The organism is Falseniella ignava, assembly GCF_002847645.1.
Taxonomy (GTDB): Bacteria; Bacillota; Bacilli; order Lactobacillales; family Aerococcaceae; genus Falseniella; species Falseniella ignava.
The window spans coordinates 36,161-54,894 of sequence record NZ_PKHE01000011.1 but is presented as its reverse complement, the minus strand read 5'-3'; the positions used below and the strand labels follow the sequence as shown (position 1 = coordinate 54,894).

Sequence of the window (18,734 nt, the reverse complement as noted above, 5' to 3'; positions counted from 1 at the left end):
ATCAATCGATTGATCTGTCGTCTGGATAAGTTTAATTCCACTTCAGCACGAGCTTTGGATTTCCGTCCATTGACGACAGCTTTGATGATATTATATTTATGTGTCTCATTCATGTTAAGATAATCCTCCATTGAGATCCCTCCTTAGATTTAATATACACTAAAGTGGGACATTTTCATTTACGGTTACTTGAGACATTATCATTTGTGGACGAGATGACACTATCTTAATTCAAAAAAGCGCTTGCAAATTAGGTAAAACAGCTATATTATATAAGTGACTTTAAAAATTAGGAAGGAGGGACGATCATGAGTGAGATTGAGAAGCTTCAGAAATTACCTGAGAGAGTCGAGTGCGCCGAGGATCCAGCATGGACATTTATTTGTATTTCAACCGCGAAGAAATGCCAAGTCGATGGTTGAGACGAATCAGATCGAATCTCTCGCACCCGCCATACTTTCGTATGCAGAGAATTTAGTAATTGAATATTAAAAGTTTTAAATTCAAGCTTATAATGACTTTTCTAGGAATTATGAGCTTGTATTTATATCAAGAAATTCTACTTATTTAGGTTGAAAGGAGAAGAGATATTGAATGCCACCTATGAATTTCCCCAACTAGATTCTAAGATATTACTTAATCAATCAGATGTGACTCATGAACCAGATATATTTCCTGATGATTTTAATTCTACGGAGCTTGTGGAGCATGATGATTTTTTATACTATTCACCCCCATCGGTTCCATTGCCGCGACAAGGATTTAAAATTCATGTCTCATGCACATTGGAGAACTATCAGCAAATACTTAACACCGTCTCAGAATATTGTTATCAGAATGCTCTATCCTTCAAGTACATCTCAACTGTAGCTCAATTGTCCGTGATGCTCTCGTCATTAGTTGAACGGAGCAGTGGTGGGAAGTTTATAACGATATACCCTTGCAACGAGTCCGACTTTATTAAGCATATGAAAGCACTAGATGAGCGATTAATACCGTTCGAAGGACCTAAGATTATGTCCGATCGCCGACTTCATTCGGATAATAAGGTCTTACATTACCGTTACGGAATCATAAATGGAACTCAAGAAGACTACATAATAGATTCTGATGGAAATCACCACCCCGATTCTCGGGTGCCTTATTACGATTTACCAAGTTTTGTCTCGGACCCTTTCGAATTATCTATTCCTCAACCTATAATGATTTCTAAAGAAATCCTGATTCATTCCGCAATACAATTGAAGTTTTCTGGGGGAGTTTATGTTGGAACCTATCGGAATCAGGAATGCATCATTAAGGAAGCTAGAGATAATACTTATAAGATTGATGGAATGGATTCAATCCGTTTAAAGTTAAACGAGAAAGAAATCATCCTACAACTACAGCCACATACGAATTGTGTTCCTGAGTTTATTCTCGATTTCTATGAGGAGAATAATTATTATCTTGTTGAGGAGATAAAGCCTGGGCAAACGATTCAAGAATGGCGAGAAGAACATTACCTGGCATGGGATTTCGATAATGTACTTGAAATTATCACTCATGCTATCGATACAATAGCACTCATTCACGATCAAGGTATATGTATTGGGGATCTCTCGCAGAATAATATATTGATTGATGGTACAGATGTATATTTCATTGATTTGGAACAGGCTTATTGTTATCGAGACAATCAAATGAAGTTTACTTTTTTTAGTGCAGGATATTTCGATGAGCGTATGCAAGCTTTGGATGGATTTACCCGTGACTGGATACAGATGGCGTATGTGATCATGAGCTTATTTAACAAAGTAAACTTCCGTATTTCGTTAATGGATAATCCAACTATCGAGTTGTTTCGAACCGATGCAATTGAACTCGGTATTCCCAGTAATATCGTGGCATTAGTCGACTACTTATTTCGGTCATCAGACAAAGATATAGATTTGATGAGGGATATATTGAATAGAGACCCGTCTTGTACCGGACAAGTACAAACATCCCCTATTACAACATCAGAGCTTTACCAAAGGATTTTTACATCACTTCATCATTCATTGCGTCACAATGATTTTCCGGTCTGCTTCCCTCAAAGAGATCATAATGCACTTTTTAACGGTAGGATGGGTGCTCTTTATGCCTTAAATAGTGTTATAACGGATGAAGAAATTAAAGAAGTAATGGAAGGGAATGCACTAGGTATTCTAACGTGTCTTTATTTAATGCATCAGACTAAATCAAACGTAGATTATTCTCAATGGGAACAATTATTAATTCGTCAATTATCGAAGAAATTCTCTAGAGAAACTCTGCCTGAAACGATTGGGGTTTTTGACGGTATTTCTTATTTAGCCATTCTTGCTTCAAGGCTATATGCTGATACTCATAATGACCTATACTTACAGATTGAGAAGGAATGCCGTGATTCTCTCATTTCTGAAGTTGATCGTAGAATAAAATTAAATAATTTGAAGTATAGCCTATATGATGGACTATTAGGGTTTTTATATTATTTATCCGATTCCGCGTCAGCTCAACTTAAGACGGAGAATGAACGTTTGTTTCGTACACATATCCAAGACGTTATGATTAAAGGTATTTCAAAGACGAACTTATCTTACGGGCTGCGATTAAATCAAAACTCTTTGATACTTTCTCCGTACATTCATAATGGAATAGCAGGACTCATTCTGACACTTATCAATTTCAGAAACAAATTCATATCCTCAGATTATGATGAATTCATACTTAAGGTCAGTGAAAATTTATATAGACCGTGTCAGAATGGATCATTGCTTTATGGAAGCGCTGGCATTGGCTGGTGTGCACTATCGTTATATGAGACGTATGGAAATGATAAGTACTTAGAAATGGCTAAAGAAGTCAATAAATCATTGGGCAGCTTTATAGTTTCAATCAATGATCGGCTCTTTATCCTTTCTCCTACTTATAAAAATGTTGGTTTGGACATAGGTTATGGTCTGACGGGAGTGTATCTCTATTTAGAAAGGGCGATGAAATATGAGTAATCGAAAGAAGTTAAGGGTATGGCTGAAACCGTATTGGCTCGGTATACTATGGGGCATTGTTCTTGCGATTGTGAATTCTGTAGGAGTCGTACTCGCTTCACTGAGTGTCGCGAATATACTGAATGCGATTATTGAAGCTGACTTGGATATGTTCTATCGCTATTGCCTCATTTCTTTAGGATTATTCTTACTCTCTATTCTGGCAGATTATCTCTATGACCGGAATAGTGCCCGCATCAAAGCCAATGTGGCCTATGATATTCGCATTTCAGGGATTGATGCAATTCAATCCTCGAGTTACCAAGCGTTCAGTCAACGAAAATCCGAAGATTATGCGGCGATGATGGTGACTGATTTAGATATCATCTCGACGCGCATTCTGAATAATTATTTCCGTCTGATTAGCAATATTTGCAATCTATTAGCGAGTATCCTAGGGTTAATTTATCTGCATTATTCCTTGCTGATTGCCACATTTGTGCTTGCAGTCATCATGTTTACACTGCCTGGTTTATTCCAAGGCCGCATGCAAGTGCTTGCTCAGAATGTTGCCGACCGGAACAACCATTTACTTCAAGTGGCGACCCATTGGTTGGGTGGATTCCGAACCCTGAACGACTATGACAGTAGAGATCTAATAGGCCACCATATCACTCAACCCACGAGCGATGTGAAAGATGCGGTGATTCAAGACGAGTATATGCAAGCCACCGTCAGTATGATTTCAGGGATATTATCCATGCTCGCTCAAGTGTTGCTCATCATCTTGACAGGGTACCTATCGTTGCAGAATATTGTGACACCAGGGGCCGTGTTAAGTACGGGTAACTTAGCGGGAATGATTTTTGGGCCATTGAGCATCATTATCAACTATTACGTCCAATTCCAAGCAGGGTTTGGTACGTTAGATAAAGTGGAACAAGTCTATCGTAGTTTAATCCCGACGGATGAGCCGTCGGCGGCGATAAACTCAGGCGACGCCTTCCAGCTGCAGTCCAGCGATTTGTCCGTTGAGTTCGAAGATGGCAGACGGGTATCTATACCTGATGTTCAGTTCAATACGGGAAATAATTATGCTATTGTAGGTGAATCAGGGGTAGGTAAATCGGTCTTCCTCAATCTCATTGCCAAGAACTTAAATAACTATCAAGGAAGTTTACGATTGAATGGAGAAGAATTAGCGAATTTATTGGAACGAGATGTAAAAGACCATATCTCCTATGTCCCGCAATCCACGTATCTTTTCAATATGACCGCTAAGGAGAATATCCTCTTAGGGAACCCGGACGCGACCGAAGAAGAGTATCAACGGGCCGTGGAGAATGCAGGGTTGGAGTCAACATTCGCCTCGTGGCAAGACGGGGATCAGACCATTATTGGTGACTCCGACACCTCTGTATCTGGAGGTCAGGCACAACGCATCGGGATTGCGCGCGCCTTGATTGACAATAAGCCGATTATGCTGTTTGATGAAGTGACTGCAAACTTGAATTCGGAAGTGGCTATAGACATTGACCGTGTCATCGCCCAGATTCCCAATCGGATGAAACTATCGGTGACCCACCATGTCAATGAGATGAATCGCCCGCTGTATGATGAGATTATTTCGTTTGATCGATAATATTCCAAATGACCTTCACTGTATCATTTAGTCAAGATACTCCAGCCTGATGGCTGGAGTTTTTCATTATTTAAGGTTGTGTGTAAGCATAGTCTATCATCGGTTATTGAAATCTAATAGAGTGAAACCAGTCTTCATAACGAAAGATAGAGGCGACGAAGCGAATGCTCGCTGTCAAAGACACCGGTTAAAATATGGAATCAATGAAACTGGGTTCAGGGGAAATATGAAAAAGTATGGTAGAGGGAAACCAACAATAATTTGACACTATCTTTAGAAGTGATAATGTGTACAAACGGGAGTTTTATGCTATAATAAGAGTATAATATGATAGAGGAGGCTTAATTCTATATGAATTATTCAGTTCTTAAAGCAGCAAGTTACATTCTGGCACATACCCCAGATATGGTGGGTGAAGGTGGTACAACCATCTCAACTGAGAGAGTTACGGCACCTGATAGTGAGTATCTAAAAACTTACGAGAAATATTTAAGAAGAGATTTCAATGATATCGTAAATTATGCTCCAAACCAAACTTATATTGGTAATTACCATTACAAAGAGCTTAGTGAATTACCAGAGCCATGGCATGAAAACTTATTAGAAAATCAATCTCGTTTCAGTGATACGGGCGAGATTATGCCGCAAATGGAATTTTATGCATTATTATCTATCGTTGATGTTTTTGACTTAGTATTCCTAGAAGAAGAATTTGCAGAAAAAGCAAAAGCTGAGTTAGCGAAACATGAATTATTCAAAGACCGTGTAGACGAAGTTGACCAAGTTCACGATCTTGAATGGATTAAAAAACATATTGAAGAAGTGGAAGCAACGCCATTATATCACGAAGGTGAAGTAGTAGGTTGTGTGCTACGCGCTCACGAAGTTGACCCTAACTTAACTTCTCACATTATTATGGAGAACTTAGTATGTAAGGCTTCAGGTGTCTTAGCAGCACTTAACTTATTAAAACAAGAAGGAATTAACGCAGAAGATATCGACTATGTGATCGAATGTTCTGAAGAAGCGATTGGTGACATGAACCAACGTGGTGGTGGTAACATGGCGAAATCAATCGCAGAAATTTGCCACATCAAAAACGCAACAGGTTCTGACTTGCGTGGATTCTGTGCGGCACCTACGCATACATTATTAGCAGCAGCTTCTCACGTATCAGCTGGAACATTCAAGAACGTTCTAGTTGTATCAGGTGGTTCAACAGCTAAGTTAGGTATGAACGGTAAATCTCACGTTGGTAAAGATATGCCAATTCTTGAAGACTGTGTTGCAGGTCTTGCTTTCTTAGTAAGTGAAAATGATGGCGTACATCCTGTAATTCGTCACGACGTAACAGGTCGTCACGTTGTAAACTCAGGATCATCTCCACAACACGTTACACAAGCTTTAGTAGCAGACGCATTAGCGAAAGAAGACTTAAAAGTTCAAGATGTGGACGTTTATGCTTCTGAATTACAAAACCCTAATATTACGGTTCCAGCTGGTGCAGGTAACGTACCATTAGCGAACTTGAAGATTATTGGTGCGATTGGGGTAGTACGTAAAGACTTAGAACGTACTGAATTACCAGAATTTATTAATAGCAAGTCAGTTCCAGGTTGGGCACCTACTCAAGGACATATCCCTTCAGGTGTTCCATACTTAGGCTATGCATTACATGACTTAGTTGAAGGTGACTTAAACCGTGCGATGATTATCGGTAAAGGATCATTATTCTTAGGTCGTATGACAAACTTATTCGATGGTGTCTCTGTAATGATTGAGCGTAATAGCGATAAGTTTGCTTCAACAGGCGTTGATTCAGACCTGAAAGAAACTGTTAAGACTGAAGTAGCAGCAGCTTTACGTGACTTCGCTGCGAACTTCTCAACAGAAGACTAATTGAATATAGGAGGAGATTTATTTGTCAAATCAAGTTAAAGAGACGATCAAAGAAGTCTTCAATGACTTGGCTAATGCGCTTGAAACAGGCGAATTAGGCGAGAAAATTAAGATTGGTCTTACTATTAATGGTAGTGAGCTTGGTTACGATGTAATGAAGCAAGCTGCTTATACAGTGAAAGATAAAGGACTATTTGATGTAGTCACAATTGGTACAGCACAAGACTGGACTGCTGATTTTGAACATTATGAAGCGACTACTGAAGAAGAAGTAGAAGCTAAGCTAGATGAGTTATTAGCAGATCAAACCATTCAAGGTAGTGTAACATTACACCACCCATTCCCAGTAGGCGTAGCAACCGTTGGACGAATTGTGACACCTGCTTTAGGTAAGCCGATGTATATCGCGACAACCACTGGTACGACAGCAACTGTACGTACCGAAGCAATGGTGCTTAACACAATTAACGGTATTGTTGCAGCTAAAGCTGCTGGCGTCGAAAACCCAACGGTGGGTATTTTAAATGTCGATGGCGCAAATACGGTTGAGCGTGCATTACGTAAATTAAACGAAAATGGTTACCCAATTAACTTTGGTGAATCTCAACGTAGCGATGGTGGTACCGTTCTTCGTGGTAATGACGTATTAATGGGTTCTGTTGATGTATTAGTCACAGACTCATTAACAGGTAATATCTTGATGAAATTATTCGGTGCTTATACTTCAGGTGGAAACTATGAAGTAAGTGGATCTGGTTATGGTCCTGGTATTGGTGATGGATTTAAAGAAAATATCTGTATCGTATCACGTGCGTCTGGTGCTCCTGTTATTGCAGGTGCTTTAGAGTATGCTTATGAAGTGGCTAAGGGTGGCTTAGCAGACGTAAGCAAACGTGAATATGACCTAGCTAAACATGCTGGCTTGAATGAAATTCGTGAATCGCTTCAACCAAAAGCCCCTGCAGCTGAAGAAGAAGTAAAAATGCCTGAGAAAGAGATTGTCACAGCACAAATCAACGGTATTGATGTTCTTGATCTTGAAGAAGCGGTTAAAGCTCTTTGGAAAGAAGGCATCTATGCTGAAAGTGGTATGGGATGTGCAGGACCAATCGTTCTAGTTAGCGATGCTAACCTAGATAAATCAACAGACATTGTTAAAGAAAAAGGATTTCTATAGTTAGATTCCTAGGGCAAGTGTGATAGAGGCACTTGCCTTTTTTATATTCTGAAATTGAAGGAGGGTTTTGATGATTTATTTAGATAATGCAGCAACCACCTTACGTAAACCACAAGTTGTCATCGATGCAGTAGTACATGCCTTAAGTACCTTAGGAAATGCGGGACGTGGAGCAACGGAAGAGTCGTTGAATTCTGCCAGAATGATTTACGAAGCACGTCATCAAATTAATCGGTTAATCAACGGAGTTTCGCCTCAGCACGTTGCATTTACATCGAATATTACGGAATCATTAAATATTGCGATTCAAGGTCTGTTCCTGCCAGGCGATCATGTTATTACTACGATGATGGAGCATAATTCTGTCTTACGTCCGCTTTATGCTCTTGAAGAACAGGGACTAGAATTAACTATTATCCCTGCTAATAAAAGTGGAAATATTGATCCGAAAGCCATCGAAGCGCAGTTGCAACCTAATACCAAGGGGATTGTCGTAACACATGCTTCAAACTTAACGGGTAATATCAATTCCTTAAATGAGATTGGTAAAATAGCACAAGCTCATGACCTATTATTGATTGTAGATGCGGCACAAACATTGGGCGCCTATCCCGTTGATGTTCAAGCGATGCAATGTGATGTTCTATGTTTTACTGGACATAAATCACTGCTTGGGCCTCAAGGGACTGGGGGGCTTTATGTTCGCCCCGGCTTAGAGATTAGACCACTTAAAAGCGGTGGTACAGGCGTTGAGACATATAATAAGCGACAACCTCAGCAAATGCCAACTCACTTAGAAGCTGGTACGATGAATGGTCATGGTATTGCGGGGCTATTAGCTGGAGTTAAATACGTGCAAGATTATGGCGTTGAAAAGATACATCAAGAGGAAATGCAATTATGGCAACAAATGTATCAAGGCATCAAAGATATTGATAATGTGAGCATTTACGGAGATGTCGCAACGACCGCACGCTGCCCAGTATTGACATTAAATATTGGTGATTTAGATTCATCAGAAGTAGCGGATATCTTATTAGAAGATTATGACATCGAGGTTCGCTCAGGCGGACATTGTGCACCACTAATGCATGAAGCATTAGGGACGGTTGAGCAAGGAGCCGTGAGATTTAGTTTTGGACATTTTACTACGCCCGAAGAAGTGACGATTGCTATTCGAGCAGTTCAAGAGATTGCTCAGCAAGTAGCGCAATAGTTGGTCAAATTTACTTTGTTGTGTTATAATTCACATATCAATTAGAAAGGATGATTCGATGAAATTTATTCGAAAAATTGCCGTCGCTTTAGTTGCTTTTACAATGTTAATGGGATCACTTATTCCATTCACTTCAGTGAAAGCAGAAGAAAAAGAGTTTGAAGGTCGCACCTTGAATGTTGTTGCAACAAGTGAGGCTTATAAACCACTTTTTGACTTGTTTACAGAAAAAACAGGTGCGGAAGTTGAATTCTTATCAATGTCCAGTGGCGAAGTTTTAGCTCGAATTGAAGCGGAAGGAAAATCAATGGCTGATGTATGGTTTGGTGGTGGACTTGATGCATTCCAATCCGCTAAAGAAAAAGGATACCTTGAAAAGCACGAACTTGAAAATCCAGATGTCGTAGATTCACGCTTCTATGATGAAGATGGTTTCTGGTTTGCAAAAGGTTTAACGGTCGTAGGATTTTTAATTAATAATGACAATATTGAAGAGTTAGGATTAGATGTTCCTACTTCATGGGCTGATTTAGCGGATCCACAATACAAGGATGAAGTCATTATGAGTGATCCATCCGTATCTGGAACAAACTATGCAGCTGTTAAAGGCTTATTAGACCTATTCGGTGAAGAAGAAGGTTGGGCATATCTTGAGAAATTAAATGAAAATATACCATTCTATGGTAAACGTGGTAAAGACCCAGAAGAGAAAACATTACAAGGTGAATTTACGATTGGTATTATTCCAGCAGATAAAAAATCATTTGATTTAGCTGAAGATAATAACTTAACAGTTGTTTACCCTGAAGATGGTATTCCATGGGTACCAGAAGGAGTAGCGATGTTTGCTAACTCAGAAAACACTGATGTTGCACATGCATTTATCGACTTTATGTTAACGGAAGAAGCACAAAAAATTATTGCTGAAGTTGACGGTAAAGATAGTGCACAATTGATTGTAGAAGGTGTTGAAGGTTTTGATTTAGGTCTTCCAGTTGATAAATTAGTTGAACAAGATTTATTAACATTTGGTTCTTCACGTGAGTCAATTCTTTCTCGCTTCACAGAGATTGCTGGATCTAAATTAGACGAACAATAAGATTGATTTATAGCCAATACAATAAAGCTTGAATCATTTAACCGAACTTTCCAAAGTTTGTATTATCATAAGTCATTATGGTAAATTTTAAGCAAGCTGTTTGGGGAGTTCGGTTTTTTATCAGGTCTAGAGCAAGCGATTTTATTATTAGCAGGAAGGAAGAGATCATTCGATGCATCGAGCTCAAAAAACGAGTCGTTTCAATCAATGGCTTGATCGTTTTATTTTATTGATGTTAGTTTCACTCGTACTTATTTTTATATTATATCCATTTATTCAAGTTATTATTCGGAGTTTTTATTCTGATCAGGTTTTTGATTTTACGTATTATCGACATCTTTTTGAGAATCCAACGTTGATTACTAACTCCTTAAAGCTTGCTTGCATCACGACCATCCTATCGCTTATTTCGAGTCTGGCGGTGGCACTCTATTACTATTTATCGCCTGAAAGTATCCGAAGAGTGGTCAGTATCATTTTAGGGGTTACGATGATTAGTCCGCCATTTGTCACGGCGTTAAGTTATATTACGTTATTTGGTCGTCGCGGTTGGATTACTTATGGAATATTCAAGTTGCGACTGATGCCTTATGGTATGTGGGGGGTCGCGTTGATGCAAATGCTTGGTTTTTTATCGATGAATAGTTTGATTTTGATTAGTTCGTTAAATCAATTTGACGAAGATATCATCAAAAGTGCACGTTCCTTACACGCATCAACAACTCGGACGATTATCGATATTATTCTACCAAATATAAAGCCGGCCATAATGGTTGCGACATTTCTGACTTTTATTCGGACGTTAGCAGATTTTGGTACGCCAACCATTATCGGAGGGAATTTTACGACGTTGGCAACAGAGGGTTACCTTTCAGTTATTGCGCAAGGAAATTTTCAAAAGGCAGCTACGATTAACGTATTAATCTTAATTCCTGCGATTGTTATTTTCTTAATATATAATCGACAATTGATGGGAAGTGTGTCATCTAGTCAAAAAGTAGATCAATCCAATGGTAATTTACCGCGAAAAGGATGGCTATTTCAGATCTTGAGGTTCGTTGCTATTTTTATGCTAGTTTGGATTTCGCTTCAATATTTAACCATTTTACTTTCAGCGTTTACAAAAATGCAACAAGGACAGCGCATCCTCACGTTAAGCAACTTTAAAGAAGCGATGCCCTATATCGACTCCACGATTTGGCGCAGTGTTCGATTCAGTCTGATTGCAGCTTTCTTCGGTAGTATCTTTGGATTACTGATTGGGTACTACGGTGTGATTCGAGAAGTTAAGATTATGAAATGGATTGATTTTATTGCGACATTACCTTATGTAATTCCCGGAACCTTTTTTGGGCTAGGCTATATTTTAGCGTTTAATCATCAGCCACTCTATTTAATCGGTACGGCGACGATCATTGTGACGAATGTATTGTTTAAGCAGTTACCTTTCTCGAGTCAGATGGGGAAATCAACGATGCAAGCAATCGATCGTAATACGTTGCGAAGTATTCAAGACTTAGGTGGAGAGTTTAGTGATGTCATTCGAGATGGTATTTTGCCGTTATCGATTCATGGGCTAATTTTGTCATTTATGAATGCTTTTATTAGTACGATGACTACCTTAGGTTCAATTATATTCTTAATGTATCCACGTCACAAAGTATTAACCATTGTCATGTTTGATGTGATTGCGCGAGGTCGATATGATATTGGATCGGTCATCGCTTTCTATATTATGATTATTTGTATTTTAGTTTATTTAAGTATCAATCGATTAGCAAAGTGGGTGAAGTAAAATGTTTCTAGAGGTTAATCAGCTTAATAAATTTTACGGCTCGAATCAAGTTTTGCATGATATTCACTTTGGCGTAGAAGAAGGGAAACTATTGTGTTTACTCGGACCTTCAGGATGTGGTAAGACTACGATTCTAAATGCAATTGGTGGTTTTTTGACAGATTATACGGGGGATATTATTATCGATGGGCAAAATATTTCATCACTACCACCAGAGTCACGTCCTGTATCAACGGTCTTCCAGTCATATGGCTTGTTCCCGCATTTAACGGTCTTAAATAATGTTGCATATGGGTTAAAATTTCAAGGTTATTCGAAAGAAGAACGAATACAAAAAGCAGAAGCAATGCTTGAAATTGTGGGATTGTATAATCACCGACATAAACATATTCACCAATTATCAGGGGGGCAACAACAACGTGTTGCTTTGGCCCGTAGTTTAGTGGTCGAACCCAAAGTATTGTTACTGGATGAGCCTTTAAGTAATTTGGATGCAAAAATGCGATCGAATTTGAGGTTGGAGATCAAATCGATCCAACAACGGTTGAACATTACAACCATTTTAGTAACCCATGATCAACAAGAAGCCTTCGAAATGGCAGATCAAATTGTACTGCTTAATCAAGGAAGAATCGTTCAGACAGGAGACCCACGGGAAATATACGATCAACCGGCAAATGATTTTGTCGCTAATTTTGTCGGGGAAATGAATAAAATTGATCACCATTTTATTCGACCAGAAAGATTAGAAATTACCGATCAAGGCGTTCCGATGACGATTGATCAAATCATTTTTCAAGGTGAAACCCTGAAAATCTATGCATCGAATCAAACTTATCAGAATGTAGAGATCACCGTTTTAAATCAAAAGATGTATCAAGTAGGACAAAAAATTTATGTTCAAGGATTCGAGGAATTAATCGAGATAAAATCTTAGGAGGTTATAATGAAAGTATTACATGTTTTAGCGCAATTACCTGTACGCACAGGCAGTGGTGTTTACTACACGAATCTAATCGATGGTTTAAGTCATGATACTGATTTGATTCAAGGAGCAATCTATGGGATTCAATCTCCTTACCAGGTTGATTTGAATGTTGCTTATGAAAATCCGGTTGTGTTTAAAACTGAAACACTCCCTTTTCCAATTGCAGGGATGTCTGATGAGATGCCTTACGAGAATACAGTTTATAGTCAAATGACCGATGCGATGGTCGAACAATGGCAACAAGCATTTCTAGAACGATTGAATCATGCTAAAGAACATTTTCAACCAGATATTATCATTGCGCACCACTTGTGGTATTTGACTTCAATGATTGTCGAACTTTTCCCTAATATTCCGATAGTCGGTGTTTGCCACGGAACAGATATTCGTCAAACTTTGCAACATCCGATATTGGCTGAACGCTATGTGAAACATCTTGACCAATTAGCGTTAGTATTTGCGCTCTCTGATAAAGATAAAGCTCAAATTCATCAACTTTACCAAGTCCCCGAAGAGAAAATTTTTGTTTCTGCCGCTGGGTTTAATCAGCAATTATTCAATACCGAAGGCGTTCTTCGCTCTCATGATTCAATTGAAGTTGTCTATGCGGGTAAAATTGCTCATGCAAAAGGAGTCTATCAATTAGCTCAAGCTTATCCAGCATTGAAACAACGCTATCCGATGTTGAAGTTTTCTATAATCGGTAGTATCGATGACAAAAATCGAGATCTATTGTACAATTATGCCGAACATTTGGATGACTTTAATATCTTTGATGTGAAAAGCCAAGCGCATTTAGCAGAATATATGAAGCAAGCAGATATTTTTGTCTTACCAAGTTATTATGAAGGAATGGGATTGATTGCTATTGAAGCACTGGCTTGTCAAATGCGCGTTGTTGTGACGGAAATAGAAGGATTGATGGAATTATTAGGCCCTACTGTTAATCAATCGGATGTAATTGAATACGTAGGCTTACCTAGACTTAAAAATCAAGACGAACCTTATGAAGAAGATATTCCAGCTTATGTTGAACGTTTAGAAGCAGCAATTGCAAAACAAATTGACCGAACGCTCGAAGGGGTTCCATTTGATGATCGGATTTATCAACTTATTATAAGACATTCATGGGGAGAAGTTACTAAGCAACAGTTGCAGCGCATTAAACAGTTAGTATAACCTCATTTTGAGAAGGGAAAATCGATATGAGTGATACAAAATATTATCAATTGCTGAAAGAAAAATTCAAGACAAAAGAAAATGTTCTAACTGAAATTATCAGTCTTGAAGCCATTATGGAATTGCCTAAAGGAACAGAACACTTTGTTAGTGATTTACATGGGGAGTTTCTGGCGTTTAATCATGTAATGCGCAACGGATCGGGGAGTATTAAAGAAAAAGTCAAAGGGGCTTTTGAAGCAGAGCCAACCGCGCAAGTAGATATTGATGATTTAGCAGTATTAATTTATTATCCAACAGATAAGCTTCATCTCGAACAAGAACGTCTAAGTGAAGAGGCTTTGAAAGATTGGTACCGACAAAGTATCGAACATTTATTAAAAGTGCTCAAATACGCTAGTATAAAGTATACCCGAAAAAAAGTACGTAAAACATTTCCTAAACAGTATCGCTATATTATGGATGAATTGCTTTATGAACTTAATCCAATACCCAATAAACAAGCTTATTATGAATCGATACTTCAAAATATTGTCGAACGCAATCAAGCGCCACAATTAATTCGACATCTTGCGATTGTAATCCAGCAACTCACTGTAGATCATTTGCATGTTGTAGGTGATATTTATGATCGGGGACCGGCTCCAGATCAAATTATGGACCGATTAATGGAAGTTCCGTCCATCGATATTCAATGGGGAAATCATGATATGATTTGGTTAGGAATTCTCGCAGGAAGTTACCTCTGCATGATGAGTGTTCTTAGAATTAGTGCGCGCTATGGTAATTTAGGTGTGTTAGAAGAAAGATATGGAATTAATTTAAGGCCTCTCTTTGAGTATGCAACGCGTTATTACGCGTCTAAGGCTGCATTTACTCCAAAGCAAGATGAAGGACCTTCGTTAAGTCAAGCGGAGCTGGATGACTATAATTGCGTTCAGCAAGCGACGATGATTCTTCAAGCAAAACTTGAAACTCAACTCTATCGACGCCGCCCAGAATTTAAAATGGATGACCGTGATATGCTTTCAAAAATTGATGTCGAGAAGCAAACGATTAATTTGAATGGAAAGATATATACGCTCAAAGATTTCTCTGCGCCAACACTCGATCCATCGAATCCAAGTTTGTTAACCGATGAAGAACAAAAATTATTGGAACGATTACTCCATGCATTTCGAATTAGTGAACGGTTTGAACGGCATATGCGCTTTATGCTGGATATTGGCTCGCTCTATTTGATTTATAATGGGAACTTGTTAATTCATGGATGCTTGCCGTTGGAAGAGGATGGCCATTTTCAAACCATCGAACTTCAAGGGAAAGCCTTACAAGGGCGGTCTCTTTATGACTTTTTCGAGCGTCAAGTCTATCAAAGTTTTCAATCCCCTACGATATCGGATGATTTTGCGACTGATTGTTTATGGTATTTGTGGTGTGGTCCTTCTTCACCGCTCTTTGGGAAGCACGCCATGAAAACTTTTGAACGCTATTATATTGATGCGCCGGAGACACATCGAGAAATTAAAAATCCTTATTATGCTTTGCGTGAGCAAGAAGCTGTTTGCGTCAATATATTGGAAGAGTTTGACTTAGCAACATCAGGTCACATTATTAACGGACACACACCCATTCGAGAAAAGGATGGTGAGAACCCAGTGAAAGGAAATGGCCGATTAATTTGTATCGATGGAGGCTATTCTAAGCCATATCACCGAACAACAGGAATCGCAGGTTATACGTTACTCTCCAACAGTTGGGGTATGCAGCTTGTTGCCCACCAGTCCTTTGTTTCTCCTAAAGAAGCGGTTGAACGTAAGCAAGACGTAATTTCATTAAAACGACTCGTTGAGCGCGTGCCAAAACGCACGTTAGTAAAAGATACAACCATCGGAAGTCAACTTAAGTTACAAATTGAAGATTTAAATTATCTCTATCAACATTATGAAAAGATTTAATAACACTGCATTATGCGTCGCTCATGCGACGCATATTTTTATGATGCACTATTTAGAAAAGTAAGAATGAAAACACTTTTAAATAACTATTTACTTTTATTAAGATGCATTATATAATTTAAACAAACAATAATGCATCACATATATTTAGAATGGAGTGTTATAATGAAACGTGTGTATTCATTCAATGAAGGTAATGGCGAGATGTCTGATTTACTAGGAGGTAAGGGAAGTAATTTAGCACAATTAACACGGTTAAAGATGCCGGTACCGAGCGGGTTGACGATTACAACACAAGCTTGTTTAGAGTATTTAGATGAGGGTCAAGGTCAACTGAATGAATCACTTTTAGAAGAATTAAACCAACATCTGCTGGAGTTAGAAGAACGGACAGGGAAAAAGTTCAATGATCCCAACAACCTATTACTCGTATCAGTACGAAGTGGGGCAAAGTTTTCGATGCCTGGAATGATGGATACAATCCTAAATATCGGATTAAATGATAAGAATGTTGAAGCGCTTGCTAAAGTAACAGGAGATGAACGCTTTGCTTACGATTGTTATCGCCGATTAATTCAAATGTATGGGAATGTTGTCTATGAAATTCCGATGCTTTATTTTGATGAAATTTTAAATGAAGTCAAAGAAGAAAATCACTATCGCTTTGACTATCAATTGACGGCAGCGGATTTGAAACAAATTATTATTCGCTATGAACAAGTGTTTCAAAATCTTCTGAACCATCCGTTCCCTCAAGATGTTTATGAACAAATCTATGGTGCTGTGAAAGCTGTCTTTCAATCTTGGAATAATGATCGTGCTAGAACGTATCGCCGTTTAAATCATATTCCACATAATTTAGGAACTGCTGTCAATATTCAAGAGATGGTCTTTGGGAACTTAAATGAAGCGAGTGGAACCGGTGTATTATTTACGCGTAACCCAGCGACAGGTGAAGATGAATTATATGGTGAATATTTATTAAATGCGCAAGGCGAGGACGTGGTAGCGGGAATTCGAACCCCTGAACCGATTGCCAAATTAAAAGAACAACATCCAGCTATTTATGAAGAACTTTATACTAAAGTTAAAGAATTAGAGCGCTACTATCGTGATATGCAGGACATCGAGTTTACCGTTGAAGATGGGCGTCTCTATCTGCTTCAAACACGTAAAGGAAAACGCACCGCTAAAGCTGCTTGCCGAATTGCAGTTGAGATGGTTGAAGCAGGAATTGTTTCAAAAGAGCAAGCCTTATTAACATTGGATGCGAATGCGATTTCGCAATTACTTCATCCAAGCTTCAATCCTGCAGCATTAGCAGAAGCACGAATTATTTCAGATCAAGGGTTACCAGCTAGTCCAGGAGCTGCCAGTGGAGCCGTAGTATTTACGTCCGAACAAGCAGTAGAATGGGCACAGCAAGGTAAACGTGTGATTTTAGTGAGACACGAGACATCTCCAGAAGACATTGAAGGGATGAATATGGCCGAGGCAATTGTCACTTGTCACGGTGGGATGACTTCTCATGCAGCTGTAGTTGCTCGAGGGATGGGTAAATGTTGCGTGACCGGTTGTGAATCGTTATCAGTTAATGAAACAGGTGAAGTAATTGATTATCCAGGGGGCCAATTGAAATTAGGTGACATGATTTCAGTTAATGGGGACACCGGAGAAATCTATCTTGGTGAAATTGAACGTTCGATTAATAATGAAAATCATTATTTTGATCAAATCCTTGAATGGGCACAATCTGCAGCAGGGTTAAAAATCTGTATGAATGCGGAAACGAAATTGGATATTGAACAAGGGCTTAAATTTGGCGCTGAAGGGATTGGATTAGTTCGAACCGAGCATATGTTTTTCCCACCAGCGGCCTTAAAATCCATTCGTCAATTTATCTTAGCCTCATCATCTGACGAACGACAAGCTGCTTTGGATCAAATTGTTCAAATTCAACAAGCTGATTTTGAATCAATTTATAGCGTGATTAAAGATCGTGGTGCGGTCATTCGCCTATTAGACTTACCACTGCACGAATTCTTACCTAAGACTGAGCAAGAAATTGCCAAAGTTGCAAATGAATTGTCGGTAGCTCCTGAAGAGATTGGTTCACGGATTAAGAATTTAGCCGAGCAGAATCCGATGTTAGGTCATCGTGGGTGTCGTCTAGCAATGACCTATCCGGAAATTTATTTAATGCAAGCAGAAGCCATTATTCGAGCAGCAGCGCGTATGAGTCAACCAGATTGTCAAATTGTGCCTGAAATTATGATTCCATTAGTTTGTAGTCAAGAAGAAATTACTTACTTGAAAAAACGTATGGAAGCCCATCTTGAATCGATTATCGAACAAGAAGGCTGGGAGATGACTTATCACATTGGCTCAATGATTGAAACACCAAGAGCTTGTTTAATAGCGGATCAAATTGCAGAAGTTTCGGACTTTATTAGTTATGGTACGAATGATTTAACGCAAATGACCTATGGATTTTCACGAGATGATGTAGCAAAATTCCTTCATCATTACCTCGACCAAGGCGTCTTAGAAGTTGATCCATTCCAACAAGTAGATACGGTAGCTGTTGCGGAGTTATTACAAATATCTGTTGAACGGGCTCGTAAAGTTAAACCAACTATTAAATTAGGTATTTGTGGCGAACATGGTGGAAACCCTGCATCGATTCGTCTATTTAAGCAACTAGGCTTTACCTATGTTTCATGTTCACCATTTAGAATCCCAATCGCAATCATTGCAGCTGCTCAAGCGGAAATCGCACAGCACTAGA

The 18,734-nt window shown here is 38.8% G+C and carries 11 protein-coding genes; all 11 read left to right on the top strand.

Going from position 1 to position 18,734, the window contains the following annotated elements; translation table 11 throughout:
• The first annotated feature begins 590 nt into the window (after positions 1 to 590).
• The 11 genes from CYJ57_RS05070 (at position 591) to ppdK (ending at position 18,733) form a co-directional block, all read left to right on the top strand.
• Positions 591 to 3,014, top strand: coding sequence for a class III lanthionine synthetase LanKC N-terminal domain-containing protein (locus CYJ57_RS05070; protein WP_101954327.1), 2,424 nt, complete (start codon positions 591 to 593; stop codon positions 3,012 to 3,014).
• Complete coding sequence (locus CYJ57_RS05065) at positions 3,007 to 4,635, top strand: ATP-binding cassette domain-containing protein (protein WP_101954326.1); 1,629 nt, start codon at positions 3,007 to 3,009, stop codon at positions 4,633 to 4,635. Before CYJ57_RS05070 ends, CYJ57_RS05065 begins: the two co-directional genes overlap by 8 nt.
• Before the next feature lie 351 nt (positions 4,636 to 4,986).
• Complete coding sequence (gene grdC / locus CYJ57_RS05060; RefSeq protein ID WP_006702082.1) at positions 4,987 to 6,534, top strand: glycine/sarcosine/betaine reductase complex component C subunit beta; 1,548 nt, start codon at positions 4,987 to 4,989, stop codon at positions 6,532 to 6,534.
• Positions 6,535 to 6,556: 22 nt separating this feature from the next.
• Positions 6,557 to 7,711: a glycine/sarcosine/betaine reductase complex component C subunit alpha gene (grdD, locus tag CYJ57_RS05055; RefSeq protein ID WP_101954325.1), complete on the top strand. Its 1,155-nt coding sequence runs from the start codon at positions 6,557 to 6,559 to the stop codon at positions 7,709 to 7,711.
• 70 nt (positions 7,712 to 7,781) lie between these two features.
• Entirely contained in the window at positions 7,782 to 8,927 is a 1,146-nt protein-coding gene (locus tag CYJ57_RS05050; RefSeq protein ID WP_101954324.1) for an aminotransferase class V-fold PLP-dependent enzyme, read from the top strand.
• Positions 8,928 to 8,985: 58 nt separating this feature from the next.
• Complete coding sequence (locus tag CYJ57_RS05045; protein ID WP_006702085.1) at positions 8,986 to 10,026, top strand: ABC transporter substrate-binding protein; 1,041 nt, start codon at positions 8,986 to 8,988, stop codon at positions 10,024 to 10,026.
• Positions 10,027 to 10,198: 172 nt separating this feature from the next.
• On the top strand, positions 10,199 to 11,821 hold the full coding sequence (locus CYJ57_RS05040; RefSeq protein ID WP_101954323.1) for an ABC transporter permease: 1,623 nt from the start codon (positions 10,199 to 10,201) through the stop codon (positions 11,819 to 11,821).
• Position 11,822: 1 nt separating this feature from the next.
• Positions 11,823 to 12,758: an ABC transporter ATP-binding protein gene (locus CYJ57_RS05035; protein ID WP_006702087.1), complete on the top strand. Its 936-nt coding sequence runs from the start codon at positions 11,823 to 11,825 to the stop codon at positions 12,756 to 12,758.
• A 9-nt stretch (positions 12,759 to 12,767) separates the two neighbouring features.
• Positions 12,768 to 13,988, top strand: a complete 1,221-nt coding sequence (locus tag CYJ57_RS05030; RefSeq protein ID WP_101954322.1) for a glycosyltransferase family 4 protein — start codon at positions 12,768 to 12,770, stop codon at positions 13,986 to 13,988.
• Between the two features lie 26 nt (positions 13,989 to 14,014).
• Entirely contained in the window at positions 14,015 to 15,946 is a 1,932-nt protein-coding gene (locus CYJ57_RS05025) for a fructose-1,6-bisphosphatase (protein ID WP_101954321.1), read from the top strand.
• A gap of 165 nt (positions 15,947 to 16,111) precedes the next feature.
• Positions 16,112 to 18,733 (top strand): pyruvate, phosphate dikinase, encoded by a 2,622-nt coding sequence (gene ppdK, locus CYJ57_RS05020; protein ID WP_101954320.1) that lies wholly within the window; start codon positions 16,112 to 16,114, stop codon positions 18,731 to 18,733.
• The last annotated feature ends 1 nt before the right edge of the window (position 18,734 follow it).

Excerpts from the sequence above, each read along its gene's own strand:
- CYJ57_RS05065 (WP_101954326.1), top strand. The coding sequence starts at position 3,007 with ATGAGTAATCGAAAGAAGTTAAGGGTATGGCTGAAACCGTATTGGCTC.
- grdC (WP_006702082.1), top strand. The coding sequence starts at position 4,987 with ATGAATTATTCAGTTCTTAAAGCAGCAAGTTACATTCTGGCACATACC.
- CYJ57_RS05050 (WP_101954324.1), top strand. The coding sequence starts at position 7,782 with ATGATTTATTTAGATAATGCAGCAACCACCTTACGTAAACCACAAGTT.
- CYJ57_RS05045 (WP_006702085.1), top strand. The coding sequence starts at position 8,986 with ATGAAATTTATTCGAAAAATTGCCGTCGCTTTAGTTGCTTTTACAATG.
- CYJ57_RS05040 (WP_101954323.1), top strand. The coding sequence starts at position 10,199 with ATGCATCGAGCTCAAAAAACGAGTCGTTTCAATCAATGGCTTGATCGT.
- CYJ57_RS05035 (WP_006702087.1), top strand. The coding sequence starts at position 11,823 with ATGTTTCTAGAGGTTAATCAGCTTAATAAATTTTACGGCTCGAATCAA.
- CYJ57_RS05030 (WP_101954322.1), top strand. The coding sequence starts at position 12,768 with ATGAAAGTATTACATGTTTTAGCGCAATTACCTGTACGCACAGGCAGT.
- CYJ57_RS05025 (WP_101954321.1), top strand. The coding sequence starts at position 14,015 with ATGAGTGATACAAAATATTATCAATTGCTGAAAGAAAAATTCAAGACA.
- ppdK (WP_101954320.1), top strand. The coding sequence starts at position 16,112 with ATGAAACGTGTGTATTCATTCAATGAAGGTAATGGCGAGATGTCTGAT.